The 23,015-nt window shown below is 72.5% G+C and carries 16 protein-coding genes; 3 read left to right on the plus strand and 13 right to left on the minus strand.

Annotation, left to right across the window (positions count from 1 at the left end):
- Window positions 1-106: 106 nt before the first annotated feature.
- The 12 genes from OO67_RS11095 to OO67_RS11155 form a co-directional block, all read right to left on the minus strand.
- The gene (locus OO67_RS11095; protein ID WP_033299499.1) at window positions 107-1,474 is read right to left on the minus strand and encodes a PP2C family protein-serine/threonine phosphatase; all 1,368 of its coding nucleotides are present in this window, start codon (window positions 1,472-1,474) and stop codon (window positions 107-109) included.
- A gap of 2 nt (window positions 1,475-1,476) precedes the next feature.
- Window positions 1,477-4,233, minus strand: a complete 2,757-nt coding sequence (locus tag OO67_RS11100; protein WP_078597825.1) for a serine/threonine-protein kinase — start codon at window positions 4,231-4,233, stop codon at window positions 1,477-1,479.
- Window positions 4,230-5,567: a coiled-coil domain-containing protein gene (locus OO67_RS11110; protein ID WP_033299317.1), complete on the minus strand. Its 1,338-nt coding sequence runs from the start codon at window positions 5,565-5,567 to the stop codon at window positions 4,230-4,232. Before OO67_RS11110 ends, OO67_RS11100 begins: the two co-directional genes overlap by 4 nt.
- A 47-nt stretch (window positions 5,568-5,614) precedes the next feature.
- Window positions 5,615-6,664, minus strand: coding sequence for a glutamate ABC transporter substrate-binding protein (locus tag OO67_RS11115; RefSeq protein ID WP_033299320.1), 1,050 nt, complete (start codon window positions 6,662-6,664; stop codon window positions 5,615-5,617).
- Between the two features lie 11 nt (window positions 6,665-6,675).
- The gene (locus tag OO67_RS11120) at window positions 6,676-8,064 is read right to left on the minus strand and encodes a hypothetical protein (protein ID WP_033299322.1); all 1,389 of its coding nucleotides are present in this window, start codon (window positions 8,062-8,064) and stop codon (window positions 6,676-6,678) included.
- Window positions 8,065-8,367: 303 nt separating this feature from the next.
- Window positions 8,368-9,336 carry an N-acetylglucosamine kinase gene (locus OO67_RS11125; RefSeq protein ID WP_033299324.1) on the minus strand — a complete coding sequence of 323 codons (969 nt, stop codon included), beginning with the start codon at window positions 9,334-9,336 and terminating at the stop codon, window positions 8,368-8,370.
- On the minus strand, window positions 9,327-10,592 hold the full coding sequence (locus OO67_RS11130; protein WP_033299325.1) for a 6-phospho-beta-glucosidase: 1,266 nt from the start codon (window positions 10,590-10,592) through the stop codon (window positions 9,327-9,329). Before OO67_RS11130 ends, OO67_RS11125 begins: the two co-directional genes overlap by 10 nt.
- Before the next feature lie 5 nt (window positions 10,593-10,597).
- Complete coding sequence (locus OO67_RS11135) at window positions 10,598-11,500, minus strand: carbohydrate ABC transporter permease (protein WP_033299326.1); 903 nt, start codon at window positions 11,498-11,500, stop codon at window positions 10,598-10,600.
- Window position 11,501: 1 nt separating this feature from the next.
- Window positions 11,502-12,500 carry a carbohydrate ABC transporter permease gene (locus OO67_RS11140; RefSeq protein WP_078597827.1) on the minus strand — a complete coding sequence of 333 codons (999 nt, stop codon included), beginning with the start codon at window positions 12,498-12,500 and terminating at the stop codon, window positions 11,502-11,504.
- A gap of 11 nt (window positions 12,501-12,511) precedes the next feature.
- Window positions 12,512-13,852, minus strand: coding sequence for an ABC transporter substrate-binding protein (locus tag OO67_RS11145; protein WP_033299327.1), 1,341 nt, complete (start codon window positions 13,850-13,852; stop codon window positions 12,512-12,514).
- A 111-nt stretch (window positions 13,853-13,963) separates the two neighbouring features.
- Complete coding sequence (locus OO67_RS11150; RefSeq protein WP_033299328.1) at window positions 13,964-15,124, minus strand: ROK family transcriptional regulator; 1,161 nt, start codon at window positions 15,122-15,124, stop codon at window positions 13,964-13,966.
- A 133-nt stretch (window positions 15,125-15,257) separates the two neighbouring features.
- Window positions 15,258-16,322 (minus strand): mechanosensitive ion channel family protein, encoded by a 1,065-nt coding sequence (locus OO67_RS11155; protein WP_033299330.1) that lies wholly within the window; start codon window positions 16,320-16,322, stop codon window positions 15,258-15,260.
- Between the two features lie 318 nt (window positions 16,323-16,640).
- Here OO67_RS11155 and OO67_RS11160 point away from each other — a divergent pair, with 318 nt between their 5' ends.
- Entirely contained in the window at window positions 16,641-17,177 is a 537-nt protein-coding gene (locus tag OO67_RS11160) for an HNH endonuclease (RefSeq protein ID WP_033299331.1), read from the plus strand.
- A gap of 30 nt (window positions 17,178-17,207) precedes the next feature.
- On the opposite strand, the gene OO67_RS11165 is transcribed toward OO67_RS11160, so the two are convergent.
- Complete coding sequence (locus OO67_RS11165) at window positions 17,208-20,216, minus strand: beta-N-acetylglucosaminidase domain-containing protein (RefSeq protein WP_033299333.1); 3,009 nt, start codon at window positions 20,214-20,216, stop codon at window positions 17,208-17,210.
- 305 nt (window positions 20,217-20,521) lie between these two features.
- Between OO67_RS11165 and OO67_RS11170 the strand changes: the two genes are divergently transcribed.
- Together OO67_RS11170 and malQ are read left to right on the plus strand one after the other, a co-directional pair.
- Window positions 20,522-20,854, plus strand: coding sequence for a hypothetical protein (locus OO67_RS11170; RefSeq protein ID WP_033299335.1), 333 nt, complete (start codon window positions 20,522-20,524; stop codon window positions 20,852-20,854).
- Entirely contained in the window at window positions 20,855-23,008 is a 2,154-nt protein-coding gene (malQ, locus tag OO67_RS11175; RefSeq protein WP_033299337.1) for a 4-alpha-glucanotransferase, read from the plus strand.
- The last annotated feature ends 7 nt before the right edge of the window (window positions 23,009-23,015 follow it).

The following is a 23,015-nucleotide window of genomic DNA, read 5'->3' on the forward strand; positions in this document are numbered from 1 at the left end:
GACGCGGGGTGCGGGCGGGAAGGTGACGCGGACGCGGGGTTGCGGGGTGCGGGCGGGAACGTACAGGGCGGTCCGCCGGGCAGGGCGCCGGCGGACCGAGTGCGGCTCAGGCCGATCCTGCCCCTCGTGCCGTCACGGCGAACGGCAGCAGCGCCACTGTTACGTTGTCGTGGCCCCCACCGTCGAGCGCGTGGCCGACCAGCACCTGGGCGCCGTGCAGGGGGCGTTCGTGGGCCTCGGGCGGAACGGCCGCGGCCATCTCCGCCGCCGCCTCCGCGTAGTTCCACAGGCCGTCGGTGCACACCACCACCAGACCGGGCCTGTCCGGCTTGAAGGACGCGGTGTGCGGCTCCAGTTCGTACGCGTCGGCGCCGAGCCACCCCGTGATGGCGTGCGCGCGCTCGTCGGCGTAGGCCTCCGCCTCGTTCATCAGACCCGCCGCCACCATCTGCGCGGCCCAGGAGTCGTCCTCCGTGAGCCGGGCCGGCGGGTTGGAGCGGTCCTCGGGGACCCAGTAGACACGGCTGTCGCCGACCCAGCCGACGACGAGCAGACCGCCTGCCATGATCGCGCCCACCAGGGTGCAGGCCGGGGCGTTCTGATGGCGGTGCTGATCGTGCTCCATCGCCTGACCGGGGTCCTGCGCGAGCGCGTTGACGGCTTCGGACGCGGCCAGGATCGCCTCGTGCATCGCCTGCTGGGGATGTGCTCCGCGGGGAAGCGACTCCAGCAGTGACTCGTTGGCGGCACTCGCCGCCGCGGCCGATGCCTCGTCGGGGCGGCTCGCCGACGAGACGCCGTCGCACACGATCGCGACGACGGCGGGTGAGCCGTCCGGCAGGGCGGTGCAGGACACCGCGAACGAGTCCTCGTTGCGGTGGTGGCGCAGGCCCCGGTCGCTGACCGCCGCGACCCCGCCCAGCTCCTCCTCCATGTGGTCGCGCTCGCGGGGCTGGGCGTGGCCGCAGTTCTCGCAGTAGCCGTCGGTGTCCACCCGGCCCGAGCGGCAGGCGACGCAGACCTTGGCGCCAGCAGCCGAGGCGCCGGCGGGGGCGTGCTCCACCGTACGGGGGTCCGGCGCGGCCAGTTCGAAGTCGCCCGGGACGTCGTCCGGAGCACCTGGCGGGGAGCCCACCGGAGCGCCCGGCTCGTCGAAGCGGACAGCCGCCCGCTCCCCGGAGACCAGGGGCCTGCCGCCCGAGTCCACGCCCGGCAGGTCGGCCGGGCGGTGCGTGGGAGCCGACCGGTCGGAGCCGTCCGTCCCGGCGGCGGGAGGCCACTCCACGGGAGCGGCGGAGGGCTCCGCCGCACCCTGCGCGGGCACCGTGATGGCGACCGTCGGACGGTCGCCGGGCGGCGCCGGCACGGCCGAGAGGTCGTACCCGCACGCTCCGCAGAACAGGTCTCCCGGCTCCAGCGGTTCCTCACAGCTGGGGCACCCCGGCAAGGAGGCCTGCTGGTGGCTCTGTGACATCTTCACACCCAGGTCCGGGGGCGGAGACGGTTGGCCCGCTCCACCAGTTCGATCCTCTCGTCGCCCCGCTGCGCGAGCCGGGCGAGCATCCTGTACGAGCGTTCGAGACCGAACCTGAGGCCCCGCTCGTCCAGCTCGCTGCCCAGCACCTTCCTCGGACCCGCGGTCGCGGGGGAGGCCGGTACCGCCGGCTGAGCCGTGGGACTACCGGAGAGTACCCAGTCAAGTGCCGTACCCAGAACCTCGGTCGACAACTGTTCACGTCTCACCGCGTCCAGGCCGTATCCCTGGAGCGCCGTCACCTGGTCGGCCGCGGCGGACAGATCGTCGACGAGGGGCTCGTGCGGGGACCGTTCACGGAGCCGCGCCCGCACCGCGGCCACCCGGGCCGCCGTGTAGTGGATCGACGACTCGGGTACGGACTCCAGGGTGCGCACCGCCGCTACCCGGTCACCGGCCGCGATCTGCACGCGGGCCAGACCGAACGCCGAACTGACGAAGCCCGGGTCGGTCGTCCACACCAGACGGTAGTACTCCGCGGCGTTGTCCAACTGCCCCAGCACCTCCGCGCAGACACCCAGGGCGAGCTTCGGCGCGGGCTCGCCGGGGAAGGCGTCGTAGACCGCGTCGAAGGACAGCGCGGCGGCCTCGTTGTCACCGGTCACCAGCGAGGTGATCCCGCGGTACCAGACGACCCGCCAGTCATCGGGGTGCTCGGCCTCCACCGCTGTCAGCGCCCGCGAGGCGGATCCGGTCTCGCCCATCTCCAGCCGGGCACGGAGTTCTCGCAGCCGGGTCTCGAGCGAGGCGGCGGGCACGGAGTGCAGGGCGGAGAGCAACTCCGCGGGCGCCGAGGCCATCACCCCCGCGAGGAACCCCGCGTTCGGGTCGTTCGGGTCGACCCGGGGGACCGGCAGGGCCAGCGAGGTCGCCCGCGCGTCGAACGCGGCGAGCCGGGGGCCGGTGCCCGCGTACGCCGCCGGGGGCGCCCCGGCGGCCTGGGCCGCCGCGCGGGGGGCCGGAACCGGAACCGCCGCCCGGGACCGCGCGTACGGCGACGCGCCGCCCGCGGCCCCGCCTCCTGTGCTGCCCTGGACATGGGTGTCCGGGGCGTACAGCGGACCGGCGCCGGCGGACGCGGCGGGGAGAGCGGGCGCGACGGCGGGGGCGCCCGTCAGGGCCGTGGCGGGGAGGACCGCTGCCGTGGAGGCGGCCCCGCGGCGGCGTCCGAAGCGTCCCGTGCCTCCGGACGGGCCCGTCCGGACGCCGAGCCGTGACACCTCGTCGGTCAGCTCGGCGAACAAGGCCGTGTCCGTCACGCGCATCTCCACACCGAACAGCGTCGAGAGCGCCGGGCGCGGACGCCCCGTCTGCAGGGCCACCACCTCACGCAGCACACCCGTCAGCTGCTCCGCCATCTCCGCGGCCGAGGAGAACCGGCGTGCCGGATCGGGGTCCGTGGCGCGCACGAGCAGCCGGTAGAACGACTCGTACCTCCGGAAGACGTCGATGTTGTCAGGATCGGGCAGCGAGTCGGCGAAGACGTTCGTGTAGCCCTGGAAGTCGAAGGTGAGCACCGCGAGCGTCCGGGCGACCGTGTAGAGGTCGGAGGCCACGGACGGGCCCACCTCGGCGACCTCGGGCGCCTGGTAGCCGACCGTGCCGTAGATGGCCGACTGGTCGTCGTCCATCCTGCGCACCGCGCCCATGTCGATGAGCTTGAGCTGGTCCTCGGTCTGGATGGCGTTGTCGACCTTGAAGTCGCAGTACAGCACGTTGCGGCTGTGCAGATGGCCGAGCGCCTCCAGCGCCTCGATCCCGTACGCGCAGGCCTGCTCGACCGGCAGCGGGTCCCGCTTGCCGGCCGGTGTGCGGCGCTCGTTGGCGATCTCCTTGAGCGACTTCCCGCCGACGTACTCCATCACTATGTAGCCGTCGAGCGAACCGGTGCGCTGGTCCAGGTGTTCCACGAAGTTGTAGATGCGGACGATGTTGGAGTGCTCGATCTCCGCGAGGAAGCGCCGCTCCGAGATGGCCGCCGCCATGGCGTCCTGGTCCCCGGTGTCCAGCAGGCCCTTGAGGACCACCCAGCGGTCGGAGACCGCGCGGTCCACCGCGAGATAGACCCAGCCGAGCCCGCCGTGCGCCAGGCAGCCCGCCACCTCGTACTGCCCGTGGACGATGTCGCCGCCGCGCAGCTTGGGCACGAAGGAGTAGGGGTGACCGCACTTGGTGCAGAACCCCTCGGTGCGGCCCGGCCGATCCCCCCGGGCCCGGCCCACCGGCGCACCGCAGTCGGAGCGCGAGCAGAACCGCTTCCGCTCGGGGACCTCGGGGTTCGCCATCACCGCGGTGTGGGGGTCGGGCCTCGGTACGTCGGGCACGAGTACGAGTCCCGCGCCCAGCCTGCCGCGCCCCGAGGCGGAGCTCGTGGAGGTGCCGGAGGAGCGCACCGAGACGGAGCGGGACGTGGAGCTTCCCGACAAGGAGAGGGAGACCCGCCCCGAGACCGAACGCCGGGAGGTCGACGAGCGGGACGAGGAGCGCGCGGACGCCTGCGAACCGGTCCGCCGTGAGGTGCTGCCGCTTCCCCCGCTGCCGCTCGCCCTGCCGCCGCCCGCGATGCCGGTGGGCGGCGAACTCACCATGCCCGTCGGTGACACGACCGGGGCGAGGCCGCAGGTGTCGCAGTACAGCTCGCCTCCGCCCATGTCCTCGTAGCGTCCCTCGCACGAGGGGCGCTGGCACTCCGTACTCATGGTGTCTCCCCCTGTCCGTCGTGCTCGCCCGCCGGGCGCGGTGCCAGCAGGTCGGTGGCGGCCTGCTGGTAGCGCAGCACCGCCTGTTCGGCGACGCGCAGATCGCACGGGGCGCTCCACAGCCTCCGGCGGGCCGCGTCGTACCGCTCGATCAGGAGCGGGTCCTCCGCCAGGCCGTGCCGGGCCACCTTCGCCTTGTACGCGTCCAGCCTGCCGCGCAGCTCAGCCCGGACCGCGAGCGGCGCGGTGACGGACGTCAGCGAGTCACGGGCGCGCAGCAGTTCGTCCTCGGCCTCCCGCTCCAGCGACTCGAGCAGCGGCGACAGCCGGTTCCACTGGGCGTGCCTGCGGTACTCGGAGGCGGTGGCCAGCCGCTCGTGCAGCGCGGTCGGAGGCCCGCTGACGGCGGGCACCTCCGACGCGGCGATCTTGGCGAGCACCTCGCCGCGCGCCAACCGGGCCTCGGCGAGCGTACGGTTCGCGCGCGACAGCAGGTCACGCACCTGGAGCAGGCGGTGCTCGGCGTCCTGCCGGACCGCCAGCACCGCCTCGATCTCCCGGCGCACCTCCTCCAGCGCGCGGGCCGCACGGTCGTAGCGCGTGGTGTCGGGCCGCCCTCCGCCGGGCGCGGCACTGCCGGGGCCCGGGAGCCAGAACGCCAGCGGATCCGAGATCACCTGCTCCCGCAGCAAGGCCAGCTCCTCGGCGATCGACTCCAGGTCGTCACCGGCCGGATGCTCACCGGGCCGCACCCCCACCGAGTGCGCCAGCGAGCCGGTGCGGCGCAGCTCGGCGGCCAGCAGGTCTATCCGGGCGGGCAGCGCCGACCATACGGAGTCCGACGCGAGGATCATGTCCAGCGCCTGGGCGTACAGGTCGTTCATCCGGGCGACCAGCTCCTCCAGCGTGAACCGCTCGGAGAGCCGGGCCGGACGGGTGAGCGAGACGCCCGGTCCGGCGGCTCCCTGGTCCGCCACGGTCACACCGTCGCCGCGCAGCAGGTCGGTCAGGGCCACCAGGTCGCTCCTGCCGGGGTAGCGGCGCCTGGCCCGGATCTCACGGGCCGAGGCCAGCGCCCCGGCGTAGGCGTCGAAGTACCGCCAGAGCAGCGTGATCGACCGCTTGGTGGAGCCCCAGCGCTCCTTGGTGACACCGGCCAGCGTGGCGCCCTCCAGGAGCCGGCGGCCGGCATGTTCCTCCAGGGCGAGGAGCGAGGACTCGATGGCCTCGTGTTCCGCACCGAGCCGGGCCAGCGTACGGTCCGCCTCGTCCCGGTTCATGACCGGGTCGGGGGGCCTCCCCGCGAAGCTGGGGAAGGAACCCGCGACGCCCATCGATCACCTCTCCGCTCGTTCCGCCGGGCCCGGGGGCCCGGGCAGGCTCAGTTGCTCCGGTACTTGGGCGCCGGGGGACCCGTGATCCCCGGCAGGCCCTCCGACAGCCACGCGCGGTACGACTTCATCCAGGGACTGTTGTCACCGCCCTGGCGGTAGGCGACCAGCACGTGGTTGATCCTCGCCACCAGATCGTCGGCACCGAGCTTCGCGGCGACGCCGTAGTACTCGGTGGTGAACGGTCCGGCGCCCTTCAGCTCCACGGCCGGGTCCTGGGCGGCCTGGCCGGCCGCCAGGGCGTTGTCCGTGACCACCGCGTCGACCTCACCGAGCTGCAGCCGCACCAGGCAGTCCAGCTGGTTGGGGACGGTCAGCAGGTCCTCGTCCAGCTCGGTCTCGTCGTGCTCGTCCTTGTAGACCGCGCCGAAGGACTGCTCGTCGAGCGCGTCGTACGCGGTCGAGCCCTCCGCCGTGCACACCCGTTTGCCCTTCAGCGACTCGTCGTACCCGCTGATCGTAGATCCCTTTGGGGCCAGGACCTGCTGGCCGGCCTGGAAGTAGGCCGTGGAGAACGACACCTGGGTGGCACGCCTGCAGTTGATCGTCATCGTGCGCACGACCACGTCCACCTTGTCGTGCTCCAGTGCCGCGATGCGCTGGTTGGTGGGGATGGCACGGAAGATCACCGCTTGCGGGTCGCCGAGGATGTCCTTCGCGATGGCCCGCACCAGGTCGATGTCGAAGCCTTCGAGCGTGCCGCCGGCCTCCGGATTCCGGTGGGGGTTCCGATAGCCCCACTGGAAGCTGTTCTGGTCCACACCGGCGATCAGCTTCCCGCGCTCCCTGATCTTCCGGATGCTCGGCCCGTCGGCGTCCGACGCCGGCAGGCTGGCCTCCGGGTCCACGCACTCCTCGGCCTCGGTGGGCACCGTGGAGGTCGTGCCATGGCCCGCGCTGTGCCCGCCGAACGTCCCGTCCCCGTGCGCCAGCGGCAGCAGGGTGAGCGAGGCGGTGACGGCACAGGCCACCGCCATGCCCGTCACGCCGCCCCAGCCGCGCAGTCCGCCGCGTGCGGCCCGGCTCCTCGCCCTCGTCATCCCTCGTCCCCTCACCGGTACTCCGAGAGCCTGCGGTTGACCCCGGCGATCGCGGCGCCCGCGCCCAGGACGGCGAGGACGGCGGCCCCGGCCGGCAGCCCGCCCAGCGCCCTGCGCCCGTCCTCGGCCGCCACGTCGAAATCGTCCTGTTCGAGGGCGAGCGCCTGCTCCAGCGCGTCGTCGACCTTCTCGAAGGACTCACCCGTGGAGTCCTCCGCGCCGATGATCTGCTGGAGCGCGCTGTCGTACTCGCCCCGGTCGTCCGTCGCCCTGGCCTTCCTGTGGCGGTCCTGCCACTCGGACACGGTGTCGATGGCGACCGCCACCGGCTTGCTCCCCGTGTCGTCGTCGGCGAGCTTCTCCGCGCTCTCGAGCTGTGCGCCGAGGGCCTTCATGCCCGTGCTGTAGTCGGTCTCGTACTGGTCCCGTGTGCCGTCCGGGGTGAGGACCGCACCTCGGGCGACCAGCGTGAGGTTCTCGTTGGCGCGTGCCTTGAGGGAGTTGATCCGTGCCTTGTTGAGGACATCGAGGGACTCCTGCCCGTGCACCATCGCGCCGTGCAGCTCCGCCCTGGCCACCGTGTGTCCCACGGCCAGCCACAGCAGCACCACCGTGGCCGCGGCGGTCGCGGCGACCAGCCCGCGGTTGAACACACGGTTCGTCCTGCGGTAGTTGCGCCGCTGCATCCACACCAGCGCGGCCAGCGCCACGATCCCGACGCACAGCGAGAAGAAGGGCCACCGCCGCGCGTCGGCCGAGTCGGTGCCGAGCCTGCCGGTCTCCGCCGCGTACAACCGCTCGGCCGCAGGCAGGAGTTCGGCTGTCATCTTCTGGTTGGCGTAGCGGAGGTAGGCGCCGCCCAGCGGCAGTCCCTGCCGGTTGTTGGCCCTGGCCCGCTCGATCAGCCCCGTGTACTCGGGGAGCAGCTCGCCCAGCGTGGTGATCTCCCGGTGCGACGAGGTCGAGGCGTCGGTGCTCGCCGCGGCCTTCACCAGCAGCCGCGAGGCCTCCTTGATGTCCGCCTCGTACCGGTCGTGGACCGCCTTCGGCTCCTCCGTCCCGGCAAGGAAACCGCTCGCGGCCATCGTGTCGGCGTCGGCCAGCGAACGGTAGATGCTCGCGGCGTCCGCGCTCAGCGGCTGACTGCGCTCCACCACGTCATGGGCGGCCGAGGCCCGTCCGGAGATCTCCAGGTAGGTGACCGCTCCGAACACCACGACCAGGAGTGCCAGCGCGGCGCCGATGATCTGCAGCCTGCCCGGCTCGGTCGTGGCGGCGGCGCGCAGGCGCTCGACGGCCACGGACGGGACGCCACGGCGCTGCGCGGGCACGGCCGGGGGCGCGGACGACTGATCCGGCTCCGGCTCCCGCAGCGCGGTCCCGCTCGGCGGGTATGTCACTTGACCTCCCCCTCGGTCACTGACGACGCCGGATCCCCCCGGCCGATCGGGGGACGACTGGTCCTGGCCAGAAGTATGCGCCCCCGGAACCCCCGGCCACCAGGAATGCCCGGATCCCGCGTCGTCCCCCGTATTCGATCAGGACGAGCGCGGGCGATCAAGGCGGTTCGGCCGGGCAGGCCTCGGGCGCACCTCCGGTGGTCTGTCCCCCCATCATGAACACGTCCGGGACGTCTGATCGGTTCCCTCACGCGAGAGCGTCCCGTGGCGGCACCGCCACGGGACGCCGACGCCGCGGAACCCTCAGGCGTACTGTGCCCGCAGCCTGTCGTGCACCTCGGGCGCGGCCCCCGTGTGGTCCAGACCCAGGAGCGCGGCGCCCAGCACCGGGGGAGCCGAGACCACCCGGATCACGGCCTTCGGCGCGCGGACGGCGAGGAGTCCGGCGATCCGGTCGTCCAGCGCCGGGTGACGGGCCGCCAGTACACCGCCGCCCAGCACCACGGGCACCTCCTCCTCCAGCAGGCCGAGCCGGGCCAGCGAGACCGAGGCCATCGCCACGACCTCGTCGCCGAGCCGGTCCACCAGATCGCGCGCGACGCGGTCCCCGGCCGCGCCGGTGGAGAAGAGCACCGGTGTCAGCTCGTGCCGGCGTCCGTACGGGATGTGTCCCAGGTGGAGTGCCTCGATCAGCGCGTACATCGAGTCGAGCCCGAAGTGCCCGGGCAACGTGCGTACCAGCTCGGTCGGTTCACCGCGGCCGTCCTCGGCCCGCGCCGCGAACCACATCGCCTCCTCCGCGAGCCCCGAACCGCCGCCCCAGTCACCGGACATCCGGCCGATCGCGGGGAAGCGGGCGGTGGCGCCGTCCGGCCGCATGCCGACACAGTTGATCCCCGCGCCGCAGACCACGGCCACGCCACGGGGCTCGTCGACCCCGGCACGCAGTATCGCGAAGGTGTCGTTGCGCACCTCGACCGTGCGGCCCCAGCCGCGGACGCGCAGCGCCTCCGCCAGCCCCTGCTCCTCGACCGGGAGATCGGCGTTGGCGAGACAGGCCGACACGTGCCCGACACCGTCCGCCCCGGCTCGGGCCAGCGCGGGCAGGACCGCCTCCGCCAGCCCGTCCATGGCCGCGCCGACCCCGACGACGGGCGGCTGGAAGCCACCCCCGCGTGCGGTACCGAGAACCGTGCCGTCGGCGCCGATCACGGCCACGTCGGTCTTGCTGTTGCCCGCGTCGATCGCGAGCACGTGTGCGGTCAGGCCCACGCCAGGTGCTCCCTGTTGTGCGCGATCAGCTTGTCCGTGAGCGCCTCGGCGTACTCGAACTGACCGGTCAGCGGGTGGGCCAGCAGTGCCTTGAAGACCCGGTCGCGGCCCCCGTGCAGGGCGGCTTCCAGGGCCAGGTCCTCGTAGGCGGTGACGTGCCCGATCAGCCCGGCGTACAGCGGGTCCAGCGCGGGCACGGCGAGCGGCGTCGCACCCGTGGAGTCGACCCTCGCCTGGACCTCGATCACCGCGTCGTCCGGCAGGAAGGGCAGCGTGCCCTTGTTGTACGTGTTGACCACCTGCACCGCGGAACCGCCCCCGCCGAGCAGCGAGGACGCCAGGTCCACGGCCGCCTCCGAGTAGAAGGCGCCGCCCCGCTTGCCCAGCAGCGCGGGCTTCTCGTCCAGCGCCGGGTCCCCGTACATCTCCAGGAGTTCCTTCTCCATGGCGGCGACCTCGGCGGCGCGGGACGGCTTCGTGCCGAGCTCCCTCACGACCTCGTCGTGCGCGTAGAAGTACCGCAGGTAGTACGAGGGGACCACGCCCAGGCGGTCGACGACCTGCCGGGGCATGCGAAGGTCGCCGGCGATCGCGTCGCCGTGCTCCGCGAGCAGCTTCGGCAGGACGTCCTCGCCGTCCGGCCCGCCCAGGCGCACGCCGAGCTCCCACGTCAGGTGGTTGAGCCCCACGTGGTCGAGGTGCACCTCGGCGGGCGTCACGTCGAGCAGCGCGGCGAACTTGCGCTGGAAGCCGATCGCCACGTTGCACAGTCCGACGGCCTTGTGCCCGGCCTGGAGCAGCGCCCGGGTGACGATCCCGACCGGATTGGTGAAGTCGATGATCCAGGCGTCGGGGTTGGCGCGGCGCACCCGCTCCGCGATGTCGAGGACGACCGGCACCGTGCGCATGGCCTTGGCGAGACCGCCCGCCCCGGTGGTCTCCTGGCCGACGCAGCCGCACTCGAGCGGCCAGGTCTCGTCCTGGTTGCGGGCGGCCTGTCCGCCGACCCGGAGCTGGAGCAGCACCGCGTCGGCGCCGGCGACCCCGGCGTCCAGGTCCGAGGTGGTGACGATCCTCCCCGGGTGGCCCTGCTTGGCGAAGATCCGCCGTGCCAGGCCGCCGACCAGTTCCAGCCGGTCGGCGGCCGGGTCGACGAGCACGAGTTCCTCGACCGGCAGGGTGTCCCGCAGCCGCGCGAATCCGTCGATCAGTTCGGGGGTGTAGGTGGACCCGCCACCAACTACTGCGAGCTTCATGGATCTCAGCCCTTTACTCCGGTGAGGGTGACGCCTTCTACGAAGGCCTTCTGTGCGAAGAAGAACACGATGATGACCGGCGCCATGACGAGCAGCGTCGCGGCCATGGTCAGGTTCCAGTTGACCGCGTGGGCGCTCTTGAAGGATTCCAGGCCGTAGCTCAGCGTCCAGGCGCCCGGGTTCTGCGCGGCGTAGATCTGCGGGCCGAAGTAGTCGTTCCAGCAGTAGAAGAACTGGAAGAGCGCGACGGCCGCGATGCCCGGCTTCGCCATCGGTACGACGATCTTGAGCAGCGTGCGGAACTCACCGCACCCGTCGACCTTCGCCGACTCGATGTACTCCTGCGGAATGGTGAGCAGGAACTGCCGCAGCAGGAAGATCGAGTAGGCGTCGCCGAACGCCATGGGGATGATCAGCGGCCACAGGGAGCCCGAGAGGTGGAACTGCTGGGCCCACACCAGGTACATCGGGATGATGATGACCTGCGGCGGCAGCATCATCGTGGAGATGACGAGGATCATCGCGGTACGCCGGCCACGGAAGCGGAACTTGGCCAGCGCGTAGGCGACCGGCACCGACGAGCACACGGTGAACACGGTGCCCAGCAGCGCGTACATCAGCGAGTTGCGCCACCAGCCGAGGAAACCCGGGGTGTCGAGGACGGCCGTGTAGTTCGACCAGTGCCAGGAGTCCGGCCACAGGTCACCGCTCATCGCCTGTCCGTCGCTCATCACCGAGGTGAGGAAGACGAAGACGAACGGCAGGACGAAGAACAGGGCGAGTGCGACGGCCACGGAGTGGACCGCGATCCAGTGGAGGACGCGCCTGCGGCGGTGTCCGGCGGCGTCGGAGCCGCTCGACCGGCCGGGCACGGCGGCTTCCGGCCTGGTCAGGGTGGTGGTGGTCATCTCAGTCCTCCGCCGGGATGAGGCCGACGCTCTTGCGCATCAGCAGAAGGGTGACGGCCATGGCGATGGCGAAGAGCACGAGCGAGAGCACGCACGCGGCACCGGTGTTGAAGTTCTGGAAGCCCATCGAATAGACGAGCTGCGGCACCGTCAGCGTGGAGTGGTCCGGATACCCGGGCTGGATCACCGTGCCGGGACCGATGGAGACGCCCGAGGCGAGCTTCCCGGCGACGAGGGCCTGCGTGTAGTACTGCATCGTCTGTACGACGCCGGTGACGACGGCGAACAGCACGATCGGGGTGATGGCGGGCCAGGTGACGTAGCGGAACTTCGTCCACGCGCCCGCGCCGTCCAGCTCGGCGGCCTCGTACTGCTCCTTCGGCACGTCCAGCAGCGAGGCCATGAAGATGACCATCAGGTCGCCGATGCCCCACAGGGAGAGCATCACGAGCGAGGGCTTCGACCAGTCCGGGTCGTTGAACCAGCCCGGCCCCTGCAGGCCGATCCACGACAGCATCTCGTTGACCGGTCCGGTGGACGGGTTGAGGAGGAAGACGAAGGCGACGGTGGCGGCGACCGGCGGGGCCAGGTACGGGATGTAGAAGGCCGTGCGGAACAGTCCGACCCCCGACTTGATCTTCGTGATCAGCAGGCCGATTCCGAGGCCGAACACCACGCGCAGGGCGACCATCACGACGACCAGCCACAGCGTGTTCCACAGTGCGGGGCCGAAGAGCGGCATCTGCTCCAGCACGTACCGCCAGTTCCTCAGCCCGACGAAGGTGGGCTCCTTGATCTGGTTGTAGTGCATGAAGGAGAAGTAGACGGTCGCGATCAGCGGGTACCCGAAGAAGACGGAGAAGCCGACCAGCCAGGGGGAGAGGAACCCCAGCGTGCGCAACCGCTGACGGTTCCGCTTGCGCCGCAGGGGGGAGTTGCGGGGGGCCGGTCCGGCCGCCCGCCCGGCGGACTTCGCCGAGGTGGAGAGGGACACTGCCATGACTCGGCTCCTCAGTTCTCCGACTGGACGTTGTCGGCGTCGATCTGTTCGTCGAGTTCCTTCAGGGCACGGTGCAGGTCCTTCGTCCTGCCCGCCTCGACGGAGTGCGAGAAGTCGCCGAACGAGGTGATGTACTGACCACCGTTGTTCGAGGGCGGAACGGCCTGGCTGTGCGGGTTCTGCGCGATCTCGATGAAGGCGCGGAAGGCCGGATCGGCGTCCAGGTCGGGCGATTCGAGCGCGTCGAACGTGGACGGCACGTTGTGGATCGCGTTGGCGAAGTGGACGACCGCCTCGGTGTCGATCGTCAGGTACCTCACCAGCTCCCACGCCGCGTTCTGGTGCCGGCTGCTGTGCGCGATGCCGGCCACGGTGCCGGTCAGGTATCCGCGTCCGTAGGTGTCGGCCTGGTCGTCGGGGACCGGCAGCGGGGCGACCGCCCAGTCGAAGCCGGCCCCGGCCTCCTCCAGCATCAGCCCGCGCCACTCCCCGTCCAGGTGCATGGCCAGCTTCCCGGTGAGGAAGGCGTTCTGGGACGACATCTCGTCACCGAAGCGGGCGCGGAGCCGCTCCAGGGCGGCGTATCCGCCCTGCGCGTCGCTGAGTTCGCGCAGGGTGGTGAAGAAGTCCTCGGTCCGGGGCTCGTCGGCGAGCTTCGCCTTGCCCTCGTCGTCGAAGTACTCCGGCCCCCACTGCGCGAACATCCGGTCGGGGGAGTTCTGGTAGAGCTGGAAGTTCGGCATGAAGCCGGCGCGCTTCAGCGAGCCGTCCTCGTTCTTCTGCGTCAGCTTGACCGCGGCGGCCTTCATCTCGGACATGGTGCGCGGCGGCCGGGTGATGCCCGCCGCCTCGAAGACGTCCTTGTTGTAGTACATGCCGAAGGCGTCGGCGAGCAGGGGTGTCGCGCACTGGACGCCCTCGTACCGCGTGTAGTCCAGCAGGGTCTTGGGGAAGACCTCCGCCTTGTCGATCCCGCTCTTCTTCATGAAGGGGTCGAGATCCACCCACATGCCCGACGAGCAGTACTGCCCGACGTTGTTGGTGGTGAAGGACGTGACGACGTCGGGTGCGTCGCCGCCCCCGGCGCGCAGGGCCTGGTTGATCGTCTCGTCACTCACGTTGCCGGTGGGGACGACGTCGATGTTGGGGTGGAGCTTCTCGAACCGGGCGATGTTCTCGTTGATCGCCTCGACCTCGCCGGGGGCCGACCAGCCGTGCCAGAACTTCAGCGTGACCGGCTTCGTGGGGTCGTCGGTATTGCTTCCGGTACTCGGATTGGCGCACCCGGACAGCAGCAACACGGCTGCGCCGAGCGCCAGGGGCACGCGGGTGCGAATGCGCCGGAGCGCCATGGCGGACTTCCTTCGCGGGGAGGGGACGGGGGAGCGGGGGAGAGGCTCACGGGGCATGGGGGTGCCGTACGCACCGCCACGGACGGGCGGCACGGCAGGGAAGACGCGTGGTCAGGCTGTGTCGAAGACGCTGTCGCGCGCCTGTGCGAGGGCGGTCCGCAACGCGCCGGTCAGTATCGGATCGCCCTCGATGTCGCTGATGCGGAGCAGCGGCCTCGGCAGCGCCAGACCGGTCATCTCGGCCTCGACCCGCTCGCGGAGCTCCTCCCCGCCGGCCTGGGCCACGAGTCCGGAGAGGACGACCAGTTCGGGATCGATCACGGCGACCACGGAGGCGAGGCCGACGGCCAGTCTGCGCGCGACCTCGGCGCGGACGGCTTCGTCGGCGAGGGCATCCGGCAGGGACCTGCCTCCGGCCAGGTCGCGGACGGCGGGGCAGGAGACCTGGCTCTGGAAGCCGCCGCCCGCGTCGGGGCCCGCCCAGTCGGCCGCGCCGCCGCGGGCGAGCGGGGCGCCGGGCAGCGGCATGTAGCCGATCTCCCCGGCGCCTCCCGTGGCGCCGCGCAGGAGGGTGCCGCCCAGCACGATCGCGGCGCCCACGCCCTCGTCGAGCCAGACGAGCACGAAGTGGTCGTGGTCCTGGGCCACGCCCTCGTACTGTTCCGCCACGGCCGCGAGATTCACGTCGTTCTCGATGACGACCGGTCTGCCGACCACCTCGGCGAGGTCGGCGAGCAGGGTGCGGGAGTGCCAGCCGGGCAGATGGGGCGCGTAGCGCAGCTGTCCGGTGTGCGGGTCGATCGCGCCCGGTGTTCCCACCACCACGCCGTCGAGGTCGTCGTGTCCGAGACCGGTCGGACGCAGAGCGCCGTCCACGGCCTCGGCGACGAGCTGCGCGGTGCGGTGGCGTACGTCCTCCGCGACGGCGTCGGCCTCCACGCGGCAGGAGCCGACCACGGTGCCGGTGATGTCGGCGACCACGGCGTCTATGCCGGTGGGGCCGACGGAGAGCGCCGCGACGTGGGCGGCGGCCGGGTTGATCTCGTAGAGCACGGCATTGGGCCCGGGACGCCCGCTCTGGCTGCCTGTCGAGCGCACCAGGCCCGCGTCCTCCAGCCTCGCCAGGAGCTGGGAGGCGGTGGGCTTGGAGAGCCCGGTCAGCTCGCCGATGCGCGTGCGGGTGAGGGGCCCCTGGCTCACCAGGAGATCGAGCGCCGCCCGGTCGTTCATGGCGCGCAGAACGCGGGGGGTACCGGGTGTGGTTCCGGCCATGAGCGACGCCCGCCTTCTGTTAGTAAACTTTCCTATCGATGAGAGGAAGGTAGGACGGTGTGACGGAGCCGTCAATGGGAAGCGCCCCCGAGGCAACCAAAGCGTTACCTGCGGGGGCGCTGTGCGCGACCGGTCACTTGGACAGGTTCGGCGGCGGTATCGGGGTCGCCGCCAGCGACTGCGGTGACGTCGCCGACGCGTACGCCGAGGGGGCAGCCATGGCCGCCGTCGGGTCGGCGGTGGACTCCCCGTCGGTCTGGAGGGGGAGGGGGCCGATCATCCGGATGCCGGCCGCGTCGAGGGCCTGCTTGATCCGCCAGCGCAGCTCGCGCTCGACGCCCAGCGACTTGCCGGGCATGGTCTTCGCGGTGACCCGTACGGTCATGGAGTCGAGCAGCACCGCGTCGAGGCCGAGGATCTCCACCGGGCCCCACAGCCGCTCCGACCAGGGCTCTTCCTTGGTCATGGTCTCGCCGGCCTCGGCGATCGTCTTGCGGACCAGGTCGAGGTCCTCCGTCGGGCGGACCGTGACGTCGACCCCGGCCGTGGACCAGCCCTGACTGAGGTTGCCGATCCGCTTCACCTCACCGTTGCGGACGTACCAGATCTCGCCGTTGTCGCCGCGCAGTTTGGTGACCCGCAGACCGACCTCGATGACCTCGCCGGAGGCGACACCCGCGTCGACCGTGTCACCGACGCCGTACTGGTCCTCGAGGATCATGAAGACGCCGGAGAGGAAGTCGGTGACGAGGTTGCGCGCGCCGAAGCCCAGCGCCACACCGGCGACCCCGGCGGACGCCAGCAGCGGAGCCAGGTTGATCTGGAAGGCTCCCAGGATCATCAGGGCCGCGGTGCCGAGGATGAGGAACGAGGTGACCGAGCGGAGCACGGAACCGATGGCCTCGGAGCGCTGGCGGCGGCGTTCCGCGTTGACCAGCAGGCCGCCGAGGGCAGTGCCCTCCACCGCCTGGGCGCTGCGGTTCATCCGGTCGATGAGGTTGGTCAGGGCACGCCGGATCAGGTAGCGCAGCACGATCGCGATGGCGGCGATGAGGATGATGCGAAGCCCGGTGTTCAGCCAGGTGGACCAGTTCTCCTCGACCCAGCCTGCGGCGTTCCCGGCCCGCTCGGCGGCTTCGTCCAGCGAGCCCGCGGCACCGGGTGACGGAGTCGCGGTCAAGAGGGCGGACAGGGACACGACGGGGACCTCCAGGTGGGGCGACGGCAGACCAACCACAGTAACGAAGCGGGGGGAGTGGTTCGTTGCCGTCGATGAGGGAGAGACACGTCTCACCAAGGGGCGCGGGGGGTGTGGCCGATCCCACAGGGCCCCCGGCCGGCCCGCGGAAGCACCTGTTCCGGTGCGTGGGGGCCGTGCGGGCCCTCGCGTGGTGAGAAAAATCCTTCCGGCCCGTTACCCGCACGTGGTGGCGCTCGGACCAGGCATGAGGAGAGACTGAGATCGGATCGTCCCGGCGCGAGCCACGCGTCGCCGGCGTACAAGGAGGCATCCACCGTGCCGCACGTCCTGGTTCTCAACGCTTCGTACGAGCCGCTCGGCGTCGTACCTCTCCGCCGCGCGCTCGTCCTCGTCCTCGAGAACAAGGCCATCTGCCTCGAGGAGTCCGGCGCCTTCATGCACAGTGCCACCCGTGCCGTGCCGGCGCCCAGCGTCGTCCGCCTCAAGCGGTTCGTACGGGTCCCCTACCGAGGGCCCGTCCCGCTCACCCGCCGGGCACTCTTCGCGAGGGACGGCGGTCGCTGCATGTACTGCGGGGCCGCCGCGACCAGCGTCGACCACGTCATCCCGCGCAGCCGCGGCGGGCGGCACGCCTGGGACAACGTGGTGGCGGCATGCCGCCGCTGCAACCACGTCAAGGCGGACCGCCATCTGCCCGAGCTGGGGTGGCGGCTGCGGCACGAGCCGGCGCCGCCCAGCGGTCTCGCCTGGCGGATCATCGGAACCGGACACCGGGATCCGCGCTGGCTGCCCTACTTGCAGCCGTTCGGCGCGGACGACGTGATGGCCCGGATCGACGGCGTCTCCGCCTGAGGAACCGGGCCTTCCGCGTTCTCCGGGCCCTCAGGGGGCCTCCTGGTCCCCTCCGGCGACGGCGTAGGCCTCGACCGACCAGAGCGAGTAGCCGTACTGCGTGGCGCGGCCGTCGCCCTGGACCCGGATGAACCGGGTGTCCTTCGCGTCCATCCGGACCGACTCGCGCCCGCCCCGGCCCTCGCGCACGGTGGCCGCCGTGCGCCAGGTACGGCCGTCCGACGAGACCTGCACGCGGTAGCGGGAGGCGTAGGCGTCCTGCCACCGCAGCACGACCTGGCCCAGGCGGACCGGTCCGGGCAGCTCGGCCTGCCACCAGGCGCCGTCCTCCACGGGTGAGGACCAGCGGGTCTCCGGGTCGCCGTCGGAGGCCGCCGCCGCCGGGAAGTCGGGGGTCTCGTCGCCGGACGAGGACGCCTCGGCGGTACGCGCCAGATCGGGGCCCGCCGTGCGTGGGAACGCACGTACGGTCAGCGTGCTCTCCTCGCCCTCGAAGCGCAGCGGTACCTCGTACTCACCGGCCGGGGTGCCGTCCGGCACGGTGATGTCCACGGGGACGTCGGTGCGGGAGCCTCGCGTCACCGTCGTCTGCTCCGGCAGGGTCACCTCGATGCCCTTGGGCGCCTTCGCGGTGAGCGTCCCCTTCACCTTGCCGGGGCGCCCTCCGGCCAGCCGGGCCTCGATCCGCTGCGGACCGCCGCCGATCACGGCGTCCGTCCGGTCCCGGACGAGCGCGAGCCGGGCCGCCGGCTCGTCACCGAACCACGGGACGAGCGCCCGCACGTCAGGGGTCTCCGAGGTCGGGGGCGTGCCCGGGATGCCCGGGGCCGGGGGGCTCACGAGGACCGGGCGGGCGGACGGGTCGGTGACCCGCAGCGCGTCCACCCGCAGTCCCTTCACCGCCGTCTGTGTCCAGCCCTCCGCGGACAGGGGGCCGAGGCGGCGCCATCCCTCGCCCGGGACGTGGGCCTCCAGCACCGAGGCCGCTGACCCGTCACCCGGCCGGGTCAGCGTGGTGACGGCCTCCAGCGGGCGGGCGCGGTCGAGCCGGAGCGTGTGGCTGTGCGCGTCCCGGCTCACCGTCCCCGCGTCGCGGTCCGTGCCGTTCCAGGCGCCGGCCTCCTCAACGACCCGGTCGAGGAACGGGTCCAGGACACCCTCGCCGACCGTCGCCGTGCTCGACCCGATCTTCTTGCGCAGCGACTCGAGGGCCAGCTGCGCCTTCCACGCCGCCGCCCCGTCGCCGCGTTCCTGCGCCCGCAGCAGGTCGACGGCGAGCTCGCCCGCCTCGCCGTACCGGGCCAGCTGCCCGGTCCACGGCCGCACCTCGTCCTGGAGCCGGCCGCTCGCGGTCGCCTTCAGCTTCTCCGGGGCCTGCCGCATCACACCGAAGGCGGCGCGCAGCTCACGTGCCGCCTTGTCGCGGACCGCCGCGTCCTGCGTGTCCGCGGCCGCGCGTGACGTCCAGAACGCGGTCAGCAGCGGCCGGAGGTACGCGGACTCGTCCCCGCCCAGCAGCGAGGTGGCGCTGTTGCCCGCCAGGGCCCCCAGGGCAGACCGGGCGGCCGGGTCGCCGTCCGCCAGGTCGTCCATCGCCGCCTGCCAGGACTCCTGCGGCCGGTAGCCCTTCGGGTTCCAGGCGAAGTCCGCTGCCGTGAACAGCGGGATCCTGGACGCCGAGGGCTGCTCCATGGCGTTGGCGAGCAGCGCCGCCGACCCGCCTGCCACCGCGGGGTCGCGGCCGGTGTACGGGCCGAGGAAGATGCGGTCCTGCGCGTAGTCGTTGACCGGGTAGTTGTCCATGGTGACCAGCGGGCGGCGGAAGGCCGCCCGCGCGCCGGCCAGCTCGCGCCCGGTGATCGTCTTCGGTACGACCCCGACGCCGGTCCAGGCCACCTGCACACGGTCGTCCAGCTCCGCGGCGAGCGCCGTGCGGTAGTCGGTGGCGCCGTCCTGGTAGAACTCGGTCGGCATCACCGACAGGGGCTCCGCCTCCGGATGCCGGTCCGCGAGGTGCCGGGCGAGCGCGCTCGCGACCCGGGCCTGCGCCCTGGCCGCCGCCTCCGGTCCGCTGCCGAACGTCTCCGCGTCGAGGTCGCAGTGCCACTCGCTGTAGCTGACGTCCTGGAACTGCAGCTGGAAGGCCCGCACCCCCAGTGCCCACATCGCGTCGGTCTTCCGGGTCAGTGCGCGCACGTCCTCGTCGGAAGCCATGCACATGGCCTGCCCGGGCGAGACGGCCCAGCCGAGGGTCACGTGCTCGGCCCGCGCCTTCTCCGCCAGTGCACGGAAGTCCGCGCGCTCGCCGGCGGGGTAGGGCTCGCGCCAGCGGGCCTGCCGGTAGGGGTCGTCGCCGGCCGCGTAGAGGTAGCGGTTCTGCTTCGTACGCCCCATGAAGCCGAGCTGGGCGAGCCGCTCCTCGCGGGTCCACGGCTGCCCGTAGAAGCCCTCGGCCGTCCCGCGCACGGCGGTTCCCGGCCAGTCGCGGACGACCACCCCGGCGACGGTGCCGCTCCCGACGAGCTGGCGCAGGGTCTGGACCCCGTGGAACAGGCCGTCCTCACCGACGCCGTCCAGGGCGACCGTGGGACGGTCCTCGACCCGGCCCACGCCGACGCGGTAGCCCCCGGACGGCAGGTCGGCGCGCTCAGGTGCCCGCAGGGCCCGCAGCGCCCGGCCCGCGTCGGTGCCGCCGAGCCTGATCACCGGTCCCCTGCCGGGCAGGGCCTCGTGCACCGTGCGTACACCCGCGTCGCGCAGGAGTGCCCTGAGCGACTCCACGGCGTACGGATCGGCCTCCGGTCCGGCGAGGAGGGTGACCTCGGTCCCCAGGGCGACGGCCTGTCCGGACGCCTTGATGGACTGCGGCCGGGGCCAGACGTCGGGCAGCCGCGCGTCACCGGCGCGGTCCGGCGTGGTCGCGGCGGGACCGGGGGGTGTGACGGGGGCCGCGACGGCGGCCGGAACGAACGGGCCGAGCAGCCCGCCGATCACAGCGACGGCAACGGCTGTCGCATGCCTCCTGCGCCCGAGCTGCACGCCGTACTCCTTCGTCTGACCTCGCCCCGGCAGTGACGTCCGAGCCCACCACCCGGGGGCGGGGGTGTCAATGCGCGTGGCCGTTTCGCCGGAAATGCCCGGTGTGTTGTGAGGCGTGGCGCGTGGGTGTTCGGGGAAGACTCGACGAGTGGCCGAAAACAGCCCATACCCGGCATGCGGGGGAACGAAGTGTGACCCACGGCACGTTGGGCTCGTTGTCATAACGCCTATGTCACTTCCACGCCTGCTACCGCGCCCGCTGGGTAGGCCTGCTGTGTCCTGTTGTCCACGGCCAGGAGGCCGACATGCCCGCTTCCGCGCAGCTTCTGCTCTCCGCCCTCTCCAAACAGGTGCCGAGCCCCACGGGCCCCGATCCGCTGGCAGGCGAGAAGTCCCCGACCCTCACCACCCCTCCGATGATCAGTGAGCTGCCGCTCGCCGACGTCTCCCATCTGATCGGCGACCCCGCGTTCGCCGACAGTGCGCCGCTCCTCAGCGAGCCGCCGCTCACCAGCGAGCCTCCGCTCGCCGACGCCACACCTCTCACGAGCGAGCCACCGCTCGCCGCCGTCGCCCCTCTGACCAGCGAGCCGACAGCACCCGGCACCGCAGGGGGCATGGAGTCCCCAGGAGTCTGAATGGGCTTGTCCCGGCTCGCCGCACTGCACGGCGTCGCCACCTCCTTCTCCCCGTCCGCGGATGTCACGGTGTCCGTCCCCGACGACACGGTCACGGCCGTGCTCGCCGCGCTGGGCGTCGACGCCGCCACACCCGCGGCGGTAGGGAGATCACTCGCCGCAGCCGAATCGGCGGCGGCCTCCCGACTGCTTCCGCCGACGGTGGTCGCCTGGTCGGGAGAGCCGCTGCCGGCCGCGCTCACCGGACTGCCGCCCGGCGCGGTCCTGACCGTCGACCCCGAGCCGGGGACCGCCGGACCGCAGCCGCCCCTGCGCATGCGCGTGCTCCCGTCCCCGGCACCGGACCCGGCCGGGAACACGCCGGTGACGCCCTCCTGGTGGACCGGACCACCCCTGGGCGTCCACCGGCTGACCGTCCGTACGCCGGACCGCCGCCAGGCCACCGCCACGCTCGTCGTCGCTCCGGACCGCGTACCCCAGGCACCCGCACGCACGCACGGATTCCTCGTCCAGCTCTACTCGATGCTCTCCGCCCGCTCCTGGGGCATGGGTGACCTGGCGGACCTGGCCGACCTCGCCGCCTGGGCGGGACGGGCCCTCGGGTGCGGTTTCGTCCAGGTCAACCCGCTGCACGCCGCCGTGCCCGGCAGGCCGACCGACCCCTCCCCGTACCGCCCCTCCTCGCGCCGCTTCCCCGACCCCGTCCATCTGCACATCGAGTCGGTCCCGGAGTACGGCCACGTCGCCGAGCCCGGCAGGGCGGCCCTGGACGACCTGCGCCAGGAGGCCGCGGCACTGCGCGAGGCCGTGCTGAACAAGGGCGCGCTGATCGACCGGGACGCCGTCTGGGACCTCAAGAAGCAGGCCCTCGAGCTCATCCACGAGGTCCCCCTGACCCCCGGCCGCCGTGCCGCCTACTGCGACTTCCTCGCCGAGCAGGGACAGGCCCTGGAGGACCACGCCCTGTGGTGCGCCCTGGCCGAGGTCCACGGCCCCCGGTGGCGCGACTGGCCCGACGGGCTGCGCGACCCCCGCTCCCCGCAGAGCGCCCGGGCCCGCACGGACCTGCTGGACCGGGTCGACTTCCACTGCCGTCTCGCCTGGCTCACGGACACCCAGCTCGCCACCGCCCAGAGCGCCGCGCGGGAGTCCGGAATGACCGTCGGGATCGTCCACGACCTGGCCGTCGGCGTCCACCCCGACGGCGCCGACGCCTGGGCCCAGCAGGACGCCTTCGCGCACGGCATGTCCGTCGGCGCGCCGCCCGACGCGTTCAACGCCCACGGCCAGGACTGGGGACTGCCCCCCTGGCGTCCCGACGCCCTCGCGGCGTCCGGCTACGCGCCCTACCGCCATCTCCTGCGCGGCCTCCTCGCCCATGCCGGAGCCCTGCGCATCGACCACGTCATGGGCCTCTTCCGGCTCTGGTGGGTGCCCGAGGGGCGCCCGCCCACCGATGGCGCGTACGTCAGCCAGGACGCCGAGGCGATGCTCGCCGTCCTCGTCCTGGAGGCACACCGGGCCGGTGCCGTCGTCATAGGGGAGGACCTGGGCACGGTCGAGCCCGGTGTACGCGAGGCGCTCGCCCGGCGCGGGGTGCTCGGCACCTCCGTGCTCTGGTTCGAGCGCGACTGGGCGGGCACCGGGCGCCCGCTCGCCCCCGAGGAGTGGCGTGAGGACTGCGTGGCCACGGCGACCACCCACGACCTGCCGTCCACCGCCGCCCGGCTGACGGGCGAGCACGTGACGCTCCGCCACCGGCTCGGGCTGCTCACCCGGGGCCTGGAGCAGGAGCTGGCCGAGGACGCCGCCGACACGGCCGAGTGGCTGGGCTACCTGGCCCGTCTCCGGCTGCTCCCCGAGGGCGACGGCGACGAGGAGGCGGCCGTCCGCGCCGTCCACCGCTTCCTGCTACGGACCCCGGCCCGGATGGCCGGGGTCTGGCTGCCGGACACCGTGGGCGACCGCCGCCCGCAGAACCTTCCCGGGACCTGGGACCAGTACCCCAACTGGCGCCTGCCGGTCGCCGACGCGGAGGGGCACCCCGTCACCCTGGAGGAGATCGCCGCGTCGCCCCGGCTGCACAGGCTGATGGCCGTCCTGACGGACGGTGCCGAGGCTCGTACGGCACCCCCGGGCGCGCGCCCCTCGTAGGCGTTCG

This window comes from Streptomyces atroolivaceus (genome assembly GCF_000717025.1).
Classification (GTDB): Bacteria; Actinomycetota; Actinomycetes; order Streptomycetales; family Streptomycetaceae; genus Streptomyces; species Streptomyces atroolivaceus.